This is a genomic window from Vibrio sp. CB1-14 (assembly GCF_040412085.2).
GTDB lineage: Bacteria > Pseudomonadota > Gammaproteobacteria > Enterobacterales > Vibrionaceae > Vibrio > Vibrio chaetopteri.
On record NZ_CP115920.1, the window covers coordinates 778618 to 795801 of the forward strand.

Below are 17184 nucleotides of genomic sequence, written 5' to 3' on the forward strand. Positions count from 1 at the left end.
GTTTAAGGTCACGTATTAACTAGCGCTTGTCTCGTTATCCACAGCCTTACGAAGAAACCCGTCTTGCTTTGTAAGCTGCTTCTCAGCATTGGCTTTGTCTAATCCCGTTAGAATCATGAGTATCGATAGTTTCACATCATAGTCCGTTTGTTTGAGTGCTGTCGTCGCAGCGTCTTTGTTGCAGTCGGTCGCTTGCATCACAATGCGCGTTGCACGGGCAACCAACTTTGCGTTGGTCGCTTTCACATCTACCATCAGGTTTTGATAGCTCTTGCCTAAGCGGATCATGCTTGCAGTAGTTAGCATGTTCAGAACCAGCTTTTGCGCAGTGCCAGACTTTAAACGTGTCGAGCCGGTCAGTGCTTCTGGTCCCACAACTGGGCTAATGGCAATATTCGCTACATTCGCAATATCAGAAGCGGGATTACATGACAGTGCCACTGACGTCGCGCCAACTTCGTTGGTATATTCAAGAGCACCAATCACATAAGGTGTTCGGCCGCTTGCCGCGATGCCCACCACCACATCTTTGTCGGTAAGCACGATATCTTTTAAGTCTTGCGCACCAAGCACTGGGTCATCTTCTGCCCCTTCTTTGGCTTTAAACATTGCCTCTTTACCGCCTGCTATAATGCCAACTACCATATCAGGGTCGGTCCCAAAGGTTGGCGGGCACTCCGATGCATCCAACACGCCAAGACGACCGCTGGTTCCTGCGCCAACATAGAGTAAGCGCCCCCCCTGTTTGAAGGCTTCTGTGATGGCATCGACGGCCTCGGCTATTTCTGGAATCACTTTTTCGACGGCGAGCGGAACTAGGCTGTCTTGCTGGTTCATACGCATCAGGATGTGCTCAGACGAGAGCAGATCGATATCCATGGTTTCCGGGTTGCGCCCTTCAGAGACGAGTTGGGAAAGCGCATTTAATAAAGCGTCGTTTGTCATAGTGAGTCCTAGTTAGCAGGGTAAAACACACCTAGCGATACGGCTTTGCTGGCGCCGGTCACCGAAGGTAGATTACTTGGTATTTTATTTATAAAACAGTGTGCCAGCCAAGCGAAGGCCATCGACTCCATGTAGTCACCGCTGATCGCTTCACTATCGGTAGAATCGACATGCCAGTTTGCGAGTAGCTCGCTCATGCGGCTCATGATAATCGGGTTGTTCGCGCCGCCGCCACAGACGAGCAGTTTTGGACAGGCACCAACGCAGTATGGCTTGACTGCTTGGGCGATGGTTCTGGCGGTAAATTCGGTGAGCGTGCGTAATACATCGTGGTTGTTAACGGCGCTATCTAGTTTTGCTAGCTGAGTTTGCAACCACTCACCGTGATAATACTCACGCCCGGTACTTTTTGGTGCGCTGCGCTTGAGGTAAGGGTCGGTGAGCATCTGTGCCAACAAGCTATCGTTAACGTTTCCTTGTTTGGCAAGGTGTGCATCTTGGTCAAAAGCTTGCAAGAACGCGTGGGAACACCAATGATCCAATAGCACATTGCCAGGCCCTGTATCAAATCCTACGACATCACCATTTGGTTGCAGAACGGATACATTGGCAATACCGCCAATATTAAGGATCACTTGAGTCGATTCACTGTCACTAAAAAGGTAGCGATGAAAAGCAGGTACTAAGGGCGCGCCTTGACCACCTAGCGCCATGTCTTTGCGTCTGAAATCACCGACAGTATTAATGCCAGTGAGCGCGGCAACCAGGTTGTTATCGCCCAACTGGGTGGTAAATGGCATTTCGCCGTCTGGCTGGTGAAAGACCGTCTGCCCATGGTTGCCGATTGCGGTGATGTCACCAGCGCTGTAGTTCGATTTAGCCAGTAGTGATTCCACCGCATGCACATAGAGTTTTCCGAGTTTATGGTCGAGTTCACCGACTTGTTTTAGGCTGGTGGTTTGTCCTTGGCATATCGCTAGCACCTCACTTTTAAGGGCGTCGGGATAGCTCAAGAAATCGCTGTCTACGAGACGAATCTGCTTGTCCCTAATCGCAACAATGGCGGTGTCGACACCATCTAGGCTAGTGCCAGACATGATACCGATATACAACGCTTCCTTTGACATCATAAACTTACTCCGTTTTTACGTAGCTTTATTGTAAATCAAAAACAATAGGAATAACCTCTGGGGATGCCCATTTGATAATAAATTTGCAGAGGAGCAACTATGGGACCGCTATGGATTGATGTGGCAGGCTACGAACTGACTGCGGAAGATCGCGAAATTTTAGAGCACCCAACCGTCGGTGGCTTGATTCTGTTTGCTAGAAACTACCATGACTCCGAGCAGCTTATTGAACTCAATCGACAAATCCGTCAAGCGGCGAAGAAGCCTATCGTCATTGGTGTTGATCAAGAGGGTGGGCGAGTACAGCGTTTCCGTGACGGGTTTACTTTGCTGCCGCCTGCGGCGCGTTATGCCAAGCTTAAAGACGAAGCCTTGGCGCATCAAGCGGGTTGGCTGATGGCCGCTGAGCTGATTGCTCATGATATTGATTTAAGCTTTGCGCCAGTCTTAGACCAAGGCGAGCAAAGCAAAGCTATTGGTAATCGCGCCTTTGGGGATAATTTCCAAACTATCGTGCAATACACCACTGCTTTTATGGCGGGTATGAAGTCTGCGGGTATGGCGACAACCGGAAAGCATTTTCCTGGGCACGGCGGCGTGACTGCAGACTCGCATCTTGAAACGCCAGTGGATAATCGAGACTCCATTTTTGAGGACGACATGCGTATCTTCCAAGCGCATATCAAAGCTGGCGTGCTTGATGCGATGATGCCAGCCCATGTGGTGTTCCCGCATTACGATGATAAACCAGCAAGCGGCTCAAGCTACTGGTTAAAAGAGGTACTTCGTAAACAGCTTGGTTTCAACGGTATCGTGTTTTCTGATGACCTCTCTATGGAAGGTGCTGCGATTATGGGCGGCCCTGCGGCGCGCGCCCAGCAAGCACTCGATGCGGGCTGCGATACGCTGTTAATGTGTAATAACCGCAACTCGACAATTGAAGTATTGGATAACTTGCCGATTACCAAAGTGAAGCAGGCAAGTCGCATGCTTAGAAAGAAGAACTTTGACTTAGAAGAGCTTAAGAAAAGTGCTCAGTGGAAAGCGGCGAATAGTAAGGTGTTGTCGGCGCTGGAAGGTTAGAGGGTCGTTTCAGGATTAGAACCCTGCCTGCGCAGGGGTGACGGCTATTTTAGGTAAATGGATCTAAAGAGCATGTCATTCCTGCGTAGGCAGGAATCTACTTGAGGCTTGGTGCGAGAGTTGAGTAGACCCCTGCCTACGCAGGGGTGACGATGCCTTTGGATATTGACTGGGCTCATAGGTAACAGTTCTAACCGGGCACATGGGTAACAAGTGCTAATGTGTAAGCTAGTTGAGAGAATCAGTGAAACCCCAACGTCTCTTTCAACGCCTTCAAATACCGGCGACTCACTGGTATTGGATGGTCACTTTGGGTAATGATTTCCGCCAGCCCGTTCTCCAATAACTTGATCTCTTTAATTGCCTTCACATTGACCAAAAACTGGCGATGACAGCGAATCAGAGATGTCTTGTCTTCAATCACTTTCAGTGTTAATTGCGAGGTGGCTTTCTGGGTCGCCGTTTGTACATGCACGCCAGACAGGTCACTGTAAGCAAACTCCACATCTTTAGTGGCAATAATGACGATACGGTTGTGACCAGAACAGGGAATTTGATCGAGTGTAGGCGGTGCGATGGGATCAAAGCTTTCTGTTTGGGTTGTATCGCGTTTGTTTAGGCGCTTGACGGTTTTAGCTAGGCGGCAAGGGTCGACGGGCTTGAGCAGATAATCGAACGCATTGTCTTCGAAAGCTTGGATTGCGTACTGGTCATACGCGGTGACAAACACGACATTCGGCATAGTATCTGGATCTAACATGCTCAAAAGCTCAATGCCGGTGATCTGTGGCATCTGAATATCGAGGAACACCACATCAGGTTTGTGTTGATTTATTTTCTTCAAACCTTCTATGGCGTTGCTGGCTTGATCGATGATCTCAATTTGATCAAACTCAGATAAAAGCTCAATAAGCTCCTCACGAGCAAATAACTCATCATCAATTACTATTGCGGTTAACCGTGTCATGAGGCGATAGCCGTCCTTTTATCGTCTGAATTTGCGGGCGCTGGAATAATAAAGCTCATCCGTGTGTGCTGGTGTGTTTCAACTTCAATTTTTAGCGCTGAGTCACGTCCAAATTGATTGCGTAGGCGTTTATCTACGATTTGCATCCCCAGACCTTGGTGATCTTGCTCAGGTGGCTGGTAGGTGCCAGCGTTATCTTCTACCGTCAGCCGATAACCTTGCTCACACGGTGCACTGAATATTCGAATTGAACCACCCTCGAGTAGATTAGAGATGCCGTGCTTGATGGCATTCTCAACTAGGGGCTGCAAGGTAAAGCTGGGCACGGTTTGTTCGAGTAGCTCGGGGCTGATATCGATATCCACTTCCAAGCGGTCGGTAAACCTTGCCTTCTCAATCGTGAGGTAAGCATTGACGTGCGCGAGTTCTTCTTTGAGGGTCACCGTTTCGATGTTTTGCTTGAGGTTACTGCGAAAGAACTGCGATAAATGCTGAATTAAACTGCGAGCCTTGTCTGGGTCTCGGCGTGTAATAGCACTAATGGTATTGAGCGCGTTAAACAGAAAGTGCGGATTCACTTGTGCATGCAGCAGTTTAATTTCTGCTTGATTGAGTAGGGTCTGCTTGTGGATGTAGTCACCATGCAGAATTTGGCTGGAAAGAAGCTGAGCAATGCCTTCAGCCATCGACATATTGATGGTTGAAAACAGTTTACGCTTCGGCTCGTACAGCTTTATGGTGCCAATAACCTCGTCTCCGGTACGCAGCGGTATGATCAGGGCCGAACCTAGCTTGCAGTCCTTGGAAATCGAACATTGATATGGGGTTTCTTTACCGTCGAGGTAGATGATGTCGTTGTTGTTCATCGAGTCGAGGGTGCTTTGTGATGAGATTGGGCGGTTCAGTTTATGGTGGTCGGCGCCAATGCCAACAAACGCTAAGATCTTTTCTCTGTCGGTGATGGCAACGGCGCCAACATTGGTCTCTTCGTAAATGATACGCGCAATTTTACTGGCGTTGTCGGAGTTAAAACCGTGCACCAAAATCCCCACTGAGCGCTCAGCAATGTTTAATGCGCGACGTGAAAAGGTTGCTGAGTACTCTTCAAAGATGGTTTTTCGATCTTGCAGTATGCTCATAAATAGCGCGGCGCCTACCGAATTGGCAATAATCATTGGCGCTGCGATATTAGAGACGAGCGTGTAAGCTTGATCGAACGGCTTAGCGACAATCAAAATAATCAACATCTGTACCACTTCGGCGACAAAGGTCACGTAGAACACCACTAATGGATTAAATAGCTGCTCTTTCTTGCCTTTATGAAGGAAGTAAAGGTGCATAATGCCGCCAATTACCCCTTCAGCGGTGGTTGAGATAGCACAAGCGACATCCGTGAAGCCGCCCAACGTGTAGCGGTGCATCCCCCCAGTAAAGCCCACAGCAAAACCGACGACCGGCCCTCCGAATAGGCCGCCCATTACTGCACCAATGGCTCGTGTATTGGCAATCGCATCGTCGATCTGAAGGCCAAAGTAAGTGCCAAGAATACAAAATGAAGAGAACAGCACATAAATGCTGAATTTATGACTCAAGCGATTGGTTACGCTAAACAGTGGCAGAAACAGCGGCGTTTTGCTGAGCATATAAGCTAACATTAGATACACACACATCTGTTGCAGCAGAGAGATAATTAAGTCCATGGATACCACCTCAACCTCGATGGTTTTATTGTAACCCAAGTACGAATAAAGAGGAGGGGAACATCTCTAAGTCTGATAGTAGAGTGAAAGCAGAATAGAGATAAGTTAGTGTACAATTATGTTTACGCTAAGTGTTTTTTAAAGTTTACGCTTGCATGTGTTTTTTATCTATGTATATTACCAATTAAAGCTTAGCCGAACGTGGAAGTGACAAAAGTTCGGTGTAAAAATAAATTTACAGGTGACGAGATGAAAAAGAGCGAACTCAGTAATATTAATATCAGTGACGAACAGGTACTGATTACGCCGGAACAACTAAAACAAAAACTGCCGCTTAGTGAAAAAGCGCGTAAGTTCATCCAAGACTCTCGTGAAACCATCGCTGACATCATCCATAAAAAAGACCATCGCCTATTGGTTGTATGTGGCCCTTGTTCTATACATGATGTGGATGCAGCAAAAGAATATGCTAAGCGCCTAAAAGCACTCTCAGAGCAGTTGAGTGATCAGCTTTACATCGTGATGCGTGTTTACTTTGAAAAGCCTCGTACCACAGTGGGTTGGAAAGGTCTTATCAACGATCCTCAACTTGATGGCACGTTCGACATTGAGCACGGTCTGCATGTAGGTCGTCAGTTGCTGGTGGAACTGGCAGAAATGGAAATCCCTCTGGCAACAGAAGCGCTTGATCCAATCAGCCCACAGTACCTAGCGGATACCTTCTCATGGGCAGCGATTGGTGCACGTACAACAGAATCACAAACTCACCGCGAAATGGCGAGTGGTCTGTCTATGCCTATCGGCTTCAAAAACGGCACCGATGGCAGCCTAGCAACCGCAATTAATGCGATGCAAGCGGCATCTTCAAGCCACCGCTTCATGGGTATTAACCGTGAAGGACAGGTAGCACTATTGACGACCCAAGGTAATGCTAACGGTCACGTAATTTTGCGTGGCGGTAAACAAACTAACTACGATTCAGTGTCTGTGACTGAATGTGAACAGGAGCTTGCCAAATCGAACCTAGACGCATCCCTAATGGTCGATTGTAGCCACGCGAACTCACGTAAAGACTACCGTCGCCAGCCATTGGTTGCTGAAGATGTTATCCATCAAATCCGTGAAGGTAACAAGTCGATTATCGGGCTAATGATTGAAAGTCACCTCAACGAAGGTAACCAGAGTAGCGATATTCCTCTAAGCGAAATGAAATACGGTGTGTCTATCACCGATGCGTGTATCAATTGGGATTCAACTGAGGCACTATTACGTCATGCTCATACTGAGCTTGTCCCATTCTTGGAAAATCGTATTAAGGAATAATGACATCCATGGCTGCTGAACTGAACGCATTGCGTGACCAAATCGATGACGTTGATAAGCAGATGCTTGAGCTTTTGGCAAAGCGTCTATCTCTTGTGGAGCAAGTTGGTGAAGTAAAGAGCCGACATGGCTTACCCATCTATGCCCCTGACAGAGAAGCAGCCATGCTGGCCTCTCGCCGTGAAGAAGCGGCAAAAAAGGGTGTGCCGCCGCAACTTATAGAGGACATCCTACGCCGCACTATGCGAGAGTCTTACGCCAGTGAAAAGGACTCAGGCTTCAAGTGCCTCAACCCAGAATTGCGCTCGGTTGTGATTGTTGGTGGTAAAGGACAGTTGGGTGGCTTGTTTGGTCGTATGTTTACCTTGTCTGGCTATCAAGTAAAAGTACTTGGCAGCCAAGATTGGGATCGCGCCGACGAGATCTTAGACAATGCCGGTCTAGTGGTAGTGACGGTGCCCATTCACCTAACAGAAGGGGTGATTGAGAAGCTTGGTAACCTGCCAGAAGATTGCATTTTGTGTGATTTAACGTCAGTTAAGTCTAAGCCACTCAATGCCATGCTTAACGTGCACCAAGGTCCTGTTGTAGGTCTGCACCCAATGTTTGGTCCAGACGTTCCAAGTCTTGCTAAGCAGGTTATTGTTTACTGTGATGGTAGACAAGACACAGAGTACCAATGGCTGCTTGAGCAGTTTAAAATTTGGGGCGCAAGTCTATGCCAGATCTCTGCTGAGCAGCACGACAAAGGCATGACGCTTATCCAGGCACTACGTCACTTCACCTCGTTCGCATACGGCCGTCACCTAAGCCAGCAGAACCCAGATCTTGATACTTTGGTGAAACTAAGTTCACCTATCTACCGCCTTGAGCTTGCTATGGTCGGCAGACTGTTTGCTCAAGATCCAACGCTTTACGGTGATATTATTATGTCGTCGGATGAAAACATTGAGATGATTAAGTGTTTCCACAAACAGTTCGGCGAAGCGTTAGCGCTGCTCGACAGCAAGGACAAAGCCCAGTTCGTGACAGAGTTTAATGAGGTCAGCGATTGGTTTGGTGATTACTCACAGCAATTTATGTCTGAGAGTCAGAACTTGCTCAAGCAGGCGAATGATGCGATTCATCGTGGCTAGTTGACTAAATATATCGAGTGAATGAGATAGAAAAAACGCAGCGAGTTAGCTGCGTTTTTTTAATTGGTTTGTTCGGTGTCTATCGCGTCGACTTCTTCATTGCCAGCGGTCTTAATCGATGAATCCACATAAGGCGCATTGGTCAGGTTAATCTGAAGCTTAACCACACTACTAACCAACTCAATCAATGGCGCCCATTGTACTTTCTTCTCTTTTTCAAAGACATAATCGAAGTTTTCTGGACTCCAATCGATAAAGTACTGAGGGTTTAAAGTACGACCCAAGAAGCGGATTTCATAGTGAAGGTGTGGGCCTGTCGAGGTGCCACTGTTGCCGCAAGTGGCCAGCACATCGCCTTTACTCACAAACTGACCGCTCTTCGCTTTGAACTTGTGTAGGTGAGCGTAAGAGCTCATAAAACCAAAGGCGTGACGCACGGTGAGATAGTTACCATAACCTTGGCGGCTGGGTCTTACGGTTTCAACGACGCCGTCTGCGGGCGCTAAGATCTGTTCACCAGTTTTACAGGTTAGGTCGATACCGCTATGTACATGACGCTTACCGGTAATAGGGTGTGTACGCCTGCCATAAGAAGAAGAGATGCGCTGATAAGTCATCGGACTATCATTGGGAATGAGTCTGAGCATGGTCGCGCGCACTGCTGAATCAATGGCTGCCGCATCAATGCGCTCTTCTAATGGCATCTCACTGTCATACTGCTCTTCATCAACAAGACCAAGTACCGCTTCCACATCGTTAACACGTTTACCCAGAAGCTGTAATGAATCACGTTTCTCTTCAAGCTCTTGAGAGAGCGCGTGCATTTCATTCACTTGCTGTTCCAGCTTCACCTCGAGCATCGCTTTTTCTTGATTAAGACTCGCTAATGAACCTTCAGTTGAGGTCAGTTCGAGTTGCGATTGTTGATATGAATAGCCAACTAAACCCAAGCCAACAGGAAAAGCCGCAGCAAGTAAGATCGCTGTATAGGTGCGCTTTTTCCCTAGGCGCAGCGTTCTCTTCTTTCCTTGTTGTGTCGGGATAACCACCCGGATCTTATTAGGCATAGTGACAGTTCATAAAAGACAGTGTGTCTATAAAATAAGGTGAATTTTCAGTAAATTTCGCTGATTTATGGTGCAAAATCACAAAAAAAGAGGGCGCTATTATCGGCGCCCTCTAGGAAAAAAACAAGTTTATCTCAAATATGGGTGATTATTTTGAGATACGCTTGTATTTGATACGGTGTGGTTCAGCGGCTTCAGGGCCAAGTGTCTTCTTCAACCATTCCATGTATTCGGTGTAGTTACCTTCGTAGAAGTTAACCTGACCTTCGTCACGGTAGTCGATGATGTGCGTTGCAATACGGTCTAGGAACCAACGGTCGTGCGAGATAACCATGGCACAGCCAGGGAACTCAAGCAGTGCTTCTTCTAGTGCACGTAGCGTTTCAACATCAAGGTCGTTGGTTGGCTCATCGAGTAGCAGCATGTTACCGCCAGCTTTAAGAAGCTTAGCAAGGTGAACACGGTTACGCTCACCACCAGATAGCTCACCGATGATCTTCTGTTGGTCACTACCTTTGAAGTTAAAGCGCGAACAGTAAGCACGAGCTGGGATCTCAAAGTTGTTGATCTTGATAATGTCAGCGCCTTCAGAGATCTCTTGGAATACAGTGTTACTGTCATTCATTGAGTCACGGAACTGCTCAACAGACGCCAGCTTAACGGTGTCACCTAGATCAATCGTACCTGAATCTGGCTGCTCAGTGCCGCTTAGCATTTTGAATAGCGTTGATTTACCTGCACCGTTGGCGCCGATAATACCCACGATAGCACCCTTAGGAATGCTGAATGATAAATCATCGATAAGTACGCGGCCGTCGAAAGACTTAGTCAGGTTGTTCACTTCAAGAACTTTGTCACCTAGACGCTCACCTGGCGGGATGAACAGCTCGTTAGTCTCGTTACGCTTCTGGTGATCGCCGCTTTGCAGTTCTTCAAAGCGCGCCATACGTGCTTTAGACTTCGCTTGGCGACCTTTAGGGTTTTGACGAACCCACTCAAGTTCTTTCTCGATGGTCTTTTGACGAGCTTTCTCTGATGACGCTTCTTGTTGTAGACGCGCATCTTTTTGCTCAAGCCAAGAGGTGTAGTTACCTTCCCATGGAATACCTTCACCACGGTCAAGTTCTAGAATCCAACCTGCTGCGTTATCTAGGAAGTAACGGTCGTGGGTAATCGCCACAACGGTGCCAGTATAATCAACAAGGAAGCGCTCTAGCCAAGCGACAGATTCAGCATCCAAGTGGTTGGTTGGTTCGTCAAGAAGCAGCATGTCTGGCTTCTCAAGCAGTAGGCGACAGATAGCAACACGGCGACGCTCACCACCAGAAAGGTGTTGGATCTTCGCATCCCACTCAGGAAGACGAAGTGCATCTGCAGCGCGCTCCAGTGCATTTTCTAGGTTGTGGCCTTCTTTCGCTTGAATCAGCGATTCTAGTTCACCTTGTTCTTTTGCTAGCGCATCAAAGTCTGCATCTGGTTCTGCGTAAGCCGCGTAAACTTCATCAAGACGCTTCATAGCGCCAGCAACATCAGAAACGGCTTCTTCTACGATTTCGCGAACCGTTTTTGACTCGTCTAGTACTGGCTCCTGCGGTAGGTAACCTACGTTAAGCCCTGGTTGTGGGCGAGCTTCACCATCAATGTCAGTATCAATACCTGCCATGATGCGTAGCAGTGTCGATTTACCTGCGCCGTTAAGACCAAGTACACCGATTTTCGCGCCTGGGAAGAAGCTTAGAGAAATGTCCTTGAGGATTTGTCGCTTTGGTGGCACCACTTTGCTCACGCGCGACATAGTATAGACGTATTCAGCCATTGCCGATCGTTCCTAATTTTGAAGTCAATAAAGTTTCTATTTTACACCACCGAGCGGAATCCTTTCAATTTTACTTCAGAGATTACTTTGAAGAATGCGTACATCGAATGCGCTACTGGCCCCAGTCGCCGCGTAACAAACAGTCAGAAACAAATTCTTAATGACAAAGCCATTGGAAAGTTGACCTATTTGGTCTTAAATTGAAGTTTGACCATGCACTCAACACTGGCTGACATAGCGGTACAGAAAACAATAACAATACTTCTCTTGGTCAACTGTTACAACATCGAAGGAACGGTTACATGAACTCTAAACAACGATACCGGAAGCCGCTCGTCAGTACCGCTTGCGGAGCTATCGTGACTTTGGCTTTACCAGCGCTAATGAGTAGCGCGATTGCCTCTGAAACTAATGCGTCAGCCTCTGAAAATAAGCTCGAGCGCCAGCGTGCAGCTTACGATATGGCGCAAGAACTGATTGATAGTAGAAACATCAACGGTTATAACAAAATCCGCCCGAAAATTGCGGATTACTCTTTAACACCTTATGTCGATTATCGCGTATTTTCGCTGCAGTTAGCTGACAAATCTGTATCGCAAGTGAACCGTTTTATCGAGAAACATCAGGCTTTTCCTTTTTCATCACGCATTCGAGCCCCCTATGTAGACCAGCTCGCCAGGCAAAAGCGTTGGGACGATTTGCTCTCGTTTCAAACCCGCTACCCAAGTGGTGAACGTTACCAATGTCACTACCACTATGCGCAGTTAAAAACAGGTAATACGGATTCAGCCTATGATGGAGCAAAGACATTGTGGAAAAGTGGTGACAGTGTTGATAGTGCTTGTGATCCTCTATTTGATTCGTGGACCAAAGCGGGGCTGCGCAGCGATGAACTGGTTCTCGAGAGAATGACACTGGCGTTTCAACGTCGCAATGGCTCTTTGATTAACTATCTGAATAAACAGCTCAAAACTTCCAAGGGCAAACAGCAAGGTAAGCAAATTCAAAGTTTGTTTAAATCACCGAAAATGGTGACCAAGTTTGCTTCAAGCAGCTTCCCTGAGCCCAATCGTTCCACTCTCACCGAACTTGCTTTGCAAAAGCTTGCTCGCAGTGACAAAGAGCAAGCTCGCACAGCGCTAGTTTCACTTAATAAAAACAGTCAATTGACCCCAGAGCTCAAACAATCGATGAATGAGTACGTGGCAATGCGGTTTATTACTACTGACTCAGATAGCGAAGCCAAATGGCGCGACAGTATTTTGGCGAAATCTAGCAGCGATGGATATTTAGAACGCCGCGCTCGACTAGCGGTGCAGCAAGCCGATTGGAGGGGGTTGGAGCAATGGATTGGTAAGCTCAGTGACAAAGCTAAGCAGACTAGTCGCTGGCAGTATTGGCTTGCGAGAGCGGAGATCAGTCGTGGCGATAAGGCGCAGGGTGAAAAACGGTTGGAATCAATTGTCGGGCAGCGCAATTTCTATAGTGCGGCGGCTGCAGTACAGCTTAAGCATTCGATTGTCTATCCTATTTCTACCACCACGCTCGATAACGCCGCGATAGCGCCATACCAAACGAGCTTAACACGCATCGAAGAGTTAATTGCGCGCGATAAAATTGCTGCAGCAAAATCTGAGTGGCGCTTTTTGCTGTCTAGAGTATCCACAACAGATAGAGAGATGCTGGCAGCGTATGCAGGCAAAAAGCGTTGGCATCATCTGACGGTGGTCGCAACCATTTCAGCTAAAATGTGGGACAACATGAGTCTTCGCTTTCCACAGGCACATGCATGGTGGTTTAACTTTTATGGCGAGAAGCTTGACCTAGACAAGGATCTTCTTATGTCTTTGGCAAGGCAGGAGAGTGCAATGGATGTGGAGGCTCGTTCATCTGTTGGCGCAAGAGGGGTTATGCAAATTATGCCCGCTACGGCTAAGTACACCGCTAAGAAGCATAAGATTGCCTACAAGCGCACTAGCGAGCTTTATCAGGTCGCAAAAAACATTGAAATCGGTTCGCATTACTTGAATGAATTACTAGGGAACTACGACTATAATCGTATTTTTGCGCTTGCGGCTTACAACGCTGGACCCAACCGCGTTAAGCGCTGGCGTGCGGCATCCGATGGTAATTTAGATGCTATCGCGTTTATAGAAGCGATACCGTTTAGAGAGACTCGTGGCTATGTTCAGAACATTCTGATGTTCCAGGTTTATTACCGTGATCTGATGGGTGTTCAGGGAAGTTTCCTAACCGATGCTGAGGCGAAAAGACGTTACTGATGACCCTGGGCTAGGCATTGGCGCGAGCTTGGGGTTAGAATGGAGTATTGCAAGTATCTAATGGAATGATTCATGGAACCTCAATACCAAGACTGGCAACAAGTTCTCGACCTGATCCAACGCTCACAAAGTACAGAGCAGCAAGCGCAGTTAATGACTCTTTTGTTGACTCCTGACGAACGTGAAGCGGTGACGGCTCGCGTCAACATTTTGTGTGAGCTGTTAAAGGGCGATTTATCTCAGCGTCAAATTAGCCAGATGTTAGGGGTGGGTGTTGCGACAATTACTCGTGGCAGTGCAGAAGTGAAACGTCTTGAGGACGCCGACAGGAACGCGCTTAGCGACTTATTACTTAAATAGCGAGACCTTTGAGTCTCGCTCATTCTTTTTATCGCTAAGCGATAGAAAATAGGCGGTTAGAAATGCTCGGGGTTAACGAAAGGAATTAAAGCCAGTATTAACGCTTGATGATACACCGAGCTTCGAGTGAGCTGGTGCTGTGTGAGCAGCGCAATGGCTCCACCTTTTTGCTTGATGTTGTCGGTACCAAATGTTTTGTCCATCACGTCTCCAAGCTCGACAGTGGGTGACAGCTGCTCGACGACCGCAGGGGGCAACATCAAACTGGCGCTTCGCGATTCACCAATCAAGCCTTGAGATTCAATCACCATCCACGCAAACGTGCAGCCGCCGTCAAGTCCGGCTTCTATCCCTATGTAATAATCGCTACCTTTCTTGACCTGCTTCGCGTTATTGACTCGGTTTACTGCACCGCGGTGTGTTTCTTCGTTATCCATGGGCTGATCTGCTACATCGCTAGGGACGCTGACGCCCTCAAACTCAAAACTTTGGTTCGGAAAAGCCGACTCAAACGCGCTTTTTACAGCATTAATTTTGGCGGGATTAAGAGAGGCAATGACAACCTTTTTCATGACAGACATATCCATGTAGAGAACGTAACAACCTAATTCTAACGTAAATCTTCCTTATTCATGTCATTAAATTTTTCAATATTCGTACTCTGGTAATGAGCTTATTTGAAGTTCAATTAACAACGAATATAATTTTTATAGTATGATGTTCTGTTTTTCTAGGTAAGAAGCATCGACAAGAGACAATGGATATGAAATTAAAACAAGTAGTGGTGGCTTTAGGGATTATGACGCTGGCAGGTTGTCAGGCAACGCAGCGTCAAAATGCCACAACCGGTGAATACGAAACGAACTCTGTAACCAAAGGTGCCGTAATTGGTGCCATTGCAGGCACTGCAGTGGGTATCGCCTCCGGTGGCGATAGTAAGGGCATTCTGTTAGGTGCAGCGAGTGGTGCTGCCATTGGTGGTGGCGCGGGCTACTACTTCGATCAACAGGAAAAAGCACTTCGCCAAGAGCTGTTAAATTCTGGTGTGCAAGTTGAACGTACTGGTGACAACCAGCTCGTACTTCGCCTTGAAAACGGTATTGGCTTTGCCAGCAACTCACACGCGTTAGATCGCAATATTCATAAAACGCTGCAAGGCGTGGCGCGTATTTTGGTTGAATACCCAGATACTAGTCTAGTGATTGATGGCTATACCGATAGCACTGGTAGTGCGAGTTACAATCAAGAATTATCTGAGAAGCGCGCTGAACAAGTTCGTGCTTTCCTCGTGAGCCAAAAGGTTGCCCCCGGCCGCGCAGTAGCGCGTGGTATGGGGGAGCGCTTTCCAATCTGTAGCAACTCTACGACGGAAGGACGCCAATGCAATCGACGCGTAGAGATCAAAATCTTGCCTCTTACATAAGCAGCGCTTTCTAAGATGACATAAAAAAATCCCTAGGTCGTGCCTAGGGATTTTTTGTTTTAGTCTTTCTTATCGGTCAGGTCTGGAATGACCGGTTTGACATTGTCGATAGGGTAGCAGCCAAGCACTTTTAAGTGCTTAGTGATCTTCACTAGCTCATCGACCGCGCACTTCATCGCTTCAGAATCCTTATGGCCTTCTACATCGACATAAAACATCTCTTCCCACGGGTTACCAATAATAGGACGCGACTCAAGCTTGGTCATATTGATGCCATAACGCTGCAGCACCAATAGGGTTTCCACCAGTGAGCCAGCTTCCTGTGACGTTGCCATAATGAAAGTGGTTTTCGCCGGAATTTGTGCAGACACTTCGACAGGCTTTCTCGCCACGATAATAAAGCGCGTATGGTTTTCTGTTTGGTTAGCAATATTGCCTTGAATAGATTGCAAGCCATAAAGCTTACCGCTTGCGGCATGACCAATTGCTGCTACGTCATCGCGATTTAACTGTTGTACCTTTTGCATCGCATCAGCAGTGCTCGCACAAGACTCTAATGTCACGTCTTTTAGGCGGCTCAAAAACTCACTACATTGCTGATGCGGCTGTGGGTGTGAATAGAGCGTTTTGATGTTTTCGAGACGAAGCTCTTTGGTTGCAACAAGACAATGTTCAATCGGTTGGGTGATTTCGCCAACGATATGCAGTGTCGTGTGTTGAAGTAAATCAAACACCTCGTTGATCGAACCTGAGCTGGTGTTCTCAATGGGAAGCACACCGTAATCCGCATGACCGGATTCAACGGTTTTGATGACTTCTTTAAACTGATCGCAGTTAAGCTCAACCAATTCGGTGTTCTTGCGCGAGAAGTAGTCACGACTTGCCAAGTGCGAGTATGAGCCTTTGGCGCCTAAGAATGCGACGCGTGCCACTGGCTTTCTGCTCTGGTCTGGGTTGGCGAGATTTTGCAGGTAGACCTGTTGAAGCAACACTGAGTCTTCAATGATAGTGTGAAAAATCTTGGTGATGTATGGCGCATCAAGCTCGTATTTATCTTTACCATTGTTAATCAGCTTGACGAGTAGCTGCTGCTCACGAGCGGCATCACGAACCGGCTTCGAAGTCTGTACCTTACTTTTAGCAACTTCAATACTGAGCTGACGGCGCTCGGATAGCAGTTGCAGCAGGTTGTCATCCAACTCGTTGAGTCGCAGGCGAATGTCGTCAAGAGAATACTTAGTGTCGGTCATCAAATAATCCTTATAAAAAGCCTCCCAATTGGGAGGCTTTCCGTTCGTTTTTGACTTTTCTTTCGAAAACGAAGAAGCCTCCAAGCCTAGTGGAGAAAAAAGAAGTCAAAAAAGAACAGAATAATTGGGCGCATAAATCGTTGTTTATCAGTTTGTATTGGCTAAGCCCCACAATAAGCAAGGGAGCATGGGGCGTCAAGCAAAAAAATAGCGCCCGTAGGCGCTATATAATGATGACTAAATTGAATTGCTATTCGCTAAGACGACCGAATTATTCGACTTCTTCTACTTCAGCTAGCTCTGGCTTCTCTGTGCGGCGAGCTTCCGGTTTGTGTCTTAGTTTGTTTAGCTGACGTTCTAGCTTCTGTTCAACCTCGTTCACGGCAGCGTATAAATCTTCATGAGTAGCGGAAGCGACAAGTTTGCCTTTGGGTACCGTAATGGCCGCTTCGAATTTCATCTGTTTGTTTGGCTCTTCGTTGAAAGCAGTTTGGCAGCTGATGATGTCGACTTGCCACTTTTCTAACTTCTTAAATTTGCTTTCGATATGCTCACGGATTGCAGAGGTGATCTCAATGTTTTTACCAGTGATGTTTACTCTCATATGTTTTTTCCTCTGTTGCATCCCTCATGGGTTAACTCCAGATTACTCATCCAGACCGAAAAGAACGTGATCTAGATCACTCTTGTGTAATGGTTTTT

Annotated in this window: 15 protein-coding genes and 1 other annotated feature; of the genes, 6 read left to right on the forward strand and 9 right to left on the reverse strand. The window is 47.2% G+C overall.

Annotated elements, in window-relative coordinates; genetic code table 11:
* Positions 1 to 15: 15 nt before the first annotated feature.
* Positions 16 to 945, reverse strand: coding sequence for an N-acetylmuramic acid 6-phosphate etherase (gene murQ / locus PG915_RS03490; RefSeq protein WP_353497890.1), 930 nt, complete (start codon positions 943 to 945; stop codon positions 16 to 18).
* 8 nt (positions 946 to 953) lie between these two features.
* Positions 954 to 2072, reverse strand: coding sequence for an anhydro-N-acetylmuramic acid kinase (locus PG915_RS03495; protein WP_353498657.1), 1119 nt, complete (start codon positions 2070 to 2072; stop codon positions 954 to 956).
* 102 nt (positions 2073 to 2174) lie between these two features.
* Here PG915_RS03495 and nagZ point away from each other — a divergent pair, with 102 nt between their 5' ends.
* The gene (nagZ, locus tag PG915_RS03500; RefSeq protein ID WP_353497891.1) at positions 2175 to 3158 is read left to right on the forward strand and encodes a beta-N-acetylhexosaminidase; all 984 of its coding nucleotides are present in this window, start codon (positions 2175 to 2177) and stop codon (positions 3156 to 3158) included.
* A gap of 241 nt (positions 3159 to 3399) precedes the next feature.
* On the opposite strand, the gene btsR is transcribed toward nagZ, so the two are convergent.
* Positions 3400 to 4125 (reverse strand): two-component system response regulator BtsR, encoded by a 726-nt coding sequence (btsR, locus tag PG915_RS03505; RefSeq protein WP_353497892.1) that lies wholly within the window; start codon positions 4123 to 4125, stop codon positions 3400 to 3402.
* Complete coding sequence (locus PG915_RS03510) at positions 4122 to 5825, reverse strand: sensor histidine kinase (protein ID WP_353497893.1); 1704 nt, start codon at positions 5823 to 5825, stop codon at positions 4122 to 4124. The genes btsR and PG915_RS03510 overlap by 4 nt, the downstream gene beginning before the upstream one ends.
* 249 nt (positions 5826 to 6074) lie before the next feature.
* On the opposite strand from PG915_RS03510, the gene PG915_RS03515 reads away from it, so the two are divergent.
* Together PG915_RS03515 and tyrA are read left to right on the forward strand one after the other, a co-directional pair.
* Complete coding sequence (locus PG915_RS03515; RefSeq protein ID WP_353497894.1) at positions 6075 to 7148, forward strand: 3-deoxy-7-phosphoheptulonate synthase; 1074 nt, start codon at positions 6075 to 6077, stop codon at positions 7146 to 7148.
* Between the two features lie 8 nt (positions 7149 to 7156).
* Positions 7157 to 8284: a bifunctional chorismate mutase/prephenate dehydrogenase gene (tyrA, locus tag PG915_RS03520; RefSeq protein WP_353497895.1), complete on the forward strand. Its 1128-nt coding sequence runs from the start codon at positions 7157 to 7159 to the stop codon at positions 8282 to 8284.
* A 59-nt stretch (positions 8285 to 8343) separates the two neighbouring features.
* Here tyrA and PG915_RS03525 read toward each other — a convergent pair whose 3' ends face one another.
* Entirely contained in the window at positions 8344 to 9351 is a 1008-nt protein-coding gene (locus PG915_RS03525; protein WP_353497896.1) for a M23 family metallopeptidase, read from the reverse strand.
* Positions 9352 to 9499: 148 nt separating this feature from the next.
* Complete coding sequence (ettA, locus tag PG915_RS03530; RefSeq protein WP_353497897.1) at positions 9500 to 11167, reverse strand: energy-dependent translational throttle protein EttA; 1668 nt, start codon at positions 11165 to 11167, stop codon at positions 9500 to 9502.
* Positions 11168 to 11469: 302 nt separating this feature from the next.
* Between ettA and sltY the strand changes: the two genes are divergently transcribed.
* On the forward strand, positions 11470 to 13449 hold the full coding sequence (gene sltY, locus PG915_RS03535) for a murein transglycosylase (RefSeq protein ID WP_353497898.1): 1980 nt from the start codon (positions 11470 to 11472) through the stop codon (positions 13447 to 13449).
* A 72-nt stretch (positions 13450 to 13521) separates the two neighbouring features.
* Entirely contained in the window at positions 13522 to 13809 is a 288-nt protein-coding gene (trpR, locus tag PG915_RS03540) for a trp operon repressor (RefSeq protein WP_353497899.1), read from the forward strand.
* Positions 13810 to 13865: 56 nt separating this feature from the next.
* Here the strand turns inward: trpR and yjjX are convergent, their stop codons facing one another.
* Positions 13866 to 14381: an inosine/xanthosine triphosphatase gene (gene yjjX / locus PG915_RS03545; RefSeq protein WP_353497900.1), complete on the reverse strand. Its 516-nt coding sequence runs from the start codon at positions 14379 to 14381 to the stop codon at positions 13866 to 13868.
* Positions 14382 to 14572: 191 nt separating this feature from the next.
* On the opposite strand from yjjX, the gene PG915_RS03550 reads away from it, so the two are divergent.
* Entirely contained in the window at positions 14573 to 15232 is a 660-nt protein-coding gene (locus tag PG915_RS03550) for an OmpA family protein (protein WP_353497901.1), read from the forward strand.
* A gap of 59 nt (positions 15233 to 15291) precedes the next feature.
* On the opposite strand, the gene pheA is transcribed toward PG915_RS03550, so the two are convergent.
* On the reverse strand, positions 15292 to 16482 hold the full coding sequence (gene pheA, locus PG915_RS03555) for a prephenate dehydratase (RefSeq protein WP_353497902.1): 1191 nt from the start codon (positions 16480 to 16482) through the stop codon (positions 15292 to 15294).
* Positions 16483 to 16492: 10 nt separating this feature from the next.
* Positions 16493 to 16614: a sequence feature (Phe leader region), on the reverse strand.
* A 139-nt stretch (positions 16615 to 16753) separates the two neighbouring features.
* A complete protein-coding gene (gene hpf, locus PG915_RS03560; RefSeq protein ID WP_112459827.1) occupies positions 16754 to 17086 on the reverse strand; it encodes a ribosome hibernation-promoting factor, HPF/YfiA family in 333 nt (110 codons plus the stop codon).
* Positions 17087 to 17184 lie beyond the last annotated feature (98 nt).

Bases quoted from the DNA above. Each gene is read 5' to 3' on its own strand.
- murQ (WP_353497890.1), bottom strand. From the start codon at position 945: ATGACAAACGACGCTTTATTAAATGCGCTTTCCCAACTCGTCTCTGAA.
- yjjX (WP_353497900.1), bottom strand. From the start codon at position 14,381: ATGAAAAAGGTTGTCATTGCCTCTCTTAATCCCGCCAAAATTAATGCT.
- PG915_RS03495 (WP_353498657.1), bottom strand. From the start codon at position 2,072: ATGTCAAAGGAAGCGTTGTATATCGGTATCATGTCTGGCACTAGCCTA.
- nagZ (WP_353497891.1), top strand. From the start codon at position 2,175: ATGGGACCGCTATGGATTGATGTGGCAGGCTACGAACTGACTGCGGAA.
- ettA (WP_353497897.1), bottom strand. From the start codon at position 11,167: ATGGCTGAATACGTCTATACTATGTCGCGCGTGAGCAAAGTGGTGCCA.
- hpf (WP_112459827.1), bottom strand. From the start codon at position 17,086: ATGAGAGTAAACATCACTGGTAAAAACATTGAGATCACCTCTGCAATC.
- PG915_RS03525 (WP_353497896.1), bottom strand. From the start codon at position 9,351: ATGCCTAATAAGATCCGGGTGGTTATCCCGACACAACAAGGAAAGAAG.
- sltY (WP_353497898.1), top strand. From the start codon at position 11,470: ATGAACTCTAAACAACGATACCGGAAGCCGCTCGTCAGTACCGCTTGC.
- pheA (WP_353497902.1), bottom strand. From the start codon at position 16,482: ATGACCGACACTAAGTATTCTCTTGACGACATTCGCCTGCGACTCAAC.
- PG915_RS03510 (WP_353497893.1), bottom strand. From the start codon at position 5,825: ATGGACTTAATTATCTCTCTGCTGCAACAGATGTGTGTGTATCTAATG.
- btsR (WP_353497892.1), bottom strand. From the start codon at position 4,125: ATGACACGGTTAACCGCAATAGTAATTGATGATGAGTTATTTGCTCGT.
- trpR (WP_353497899.1), top strand. From the start codon at position 13,522: ATGGAACCTCAATACCAAGACTGGCAACAAGTTCTCGACCTGATCCAA.
- tyrA (WP_353497895.1), top strand. From the start codon at position 7,157: ATGGCTGCTGAACTGAACGCATTGCGTGACCAAATCGATGACGTTGAT.
- PG915_RS03550 (WP_353497901.1), top strand. From the start codon at position 14,573: ATGAAATTAAAACAAGTAGTGGTGGCTTTAGGGATTATGACGCTGGCA.
- PG915_RS03515 (WP_353497894.1), top strand. From the start codon at position 6,075: ATGAAAAAGAGCGAACTCAGTAATATTAATATCAGTGACGAACAGGTA.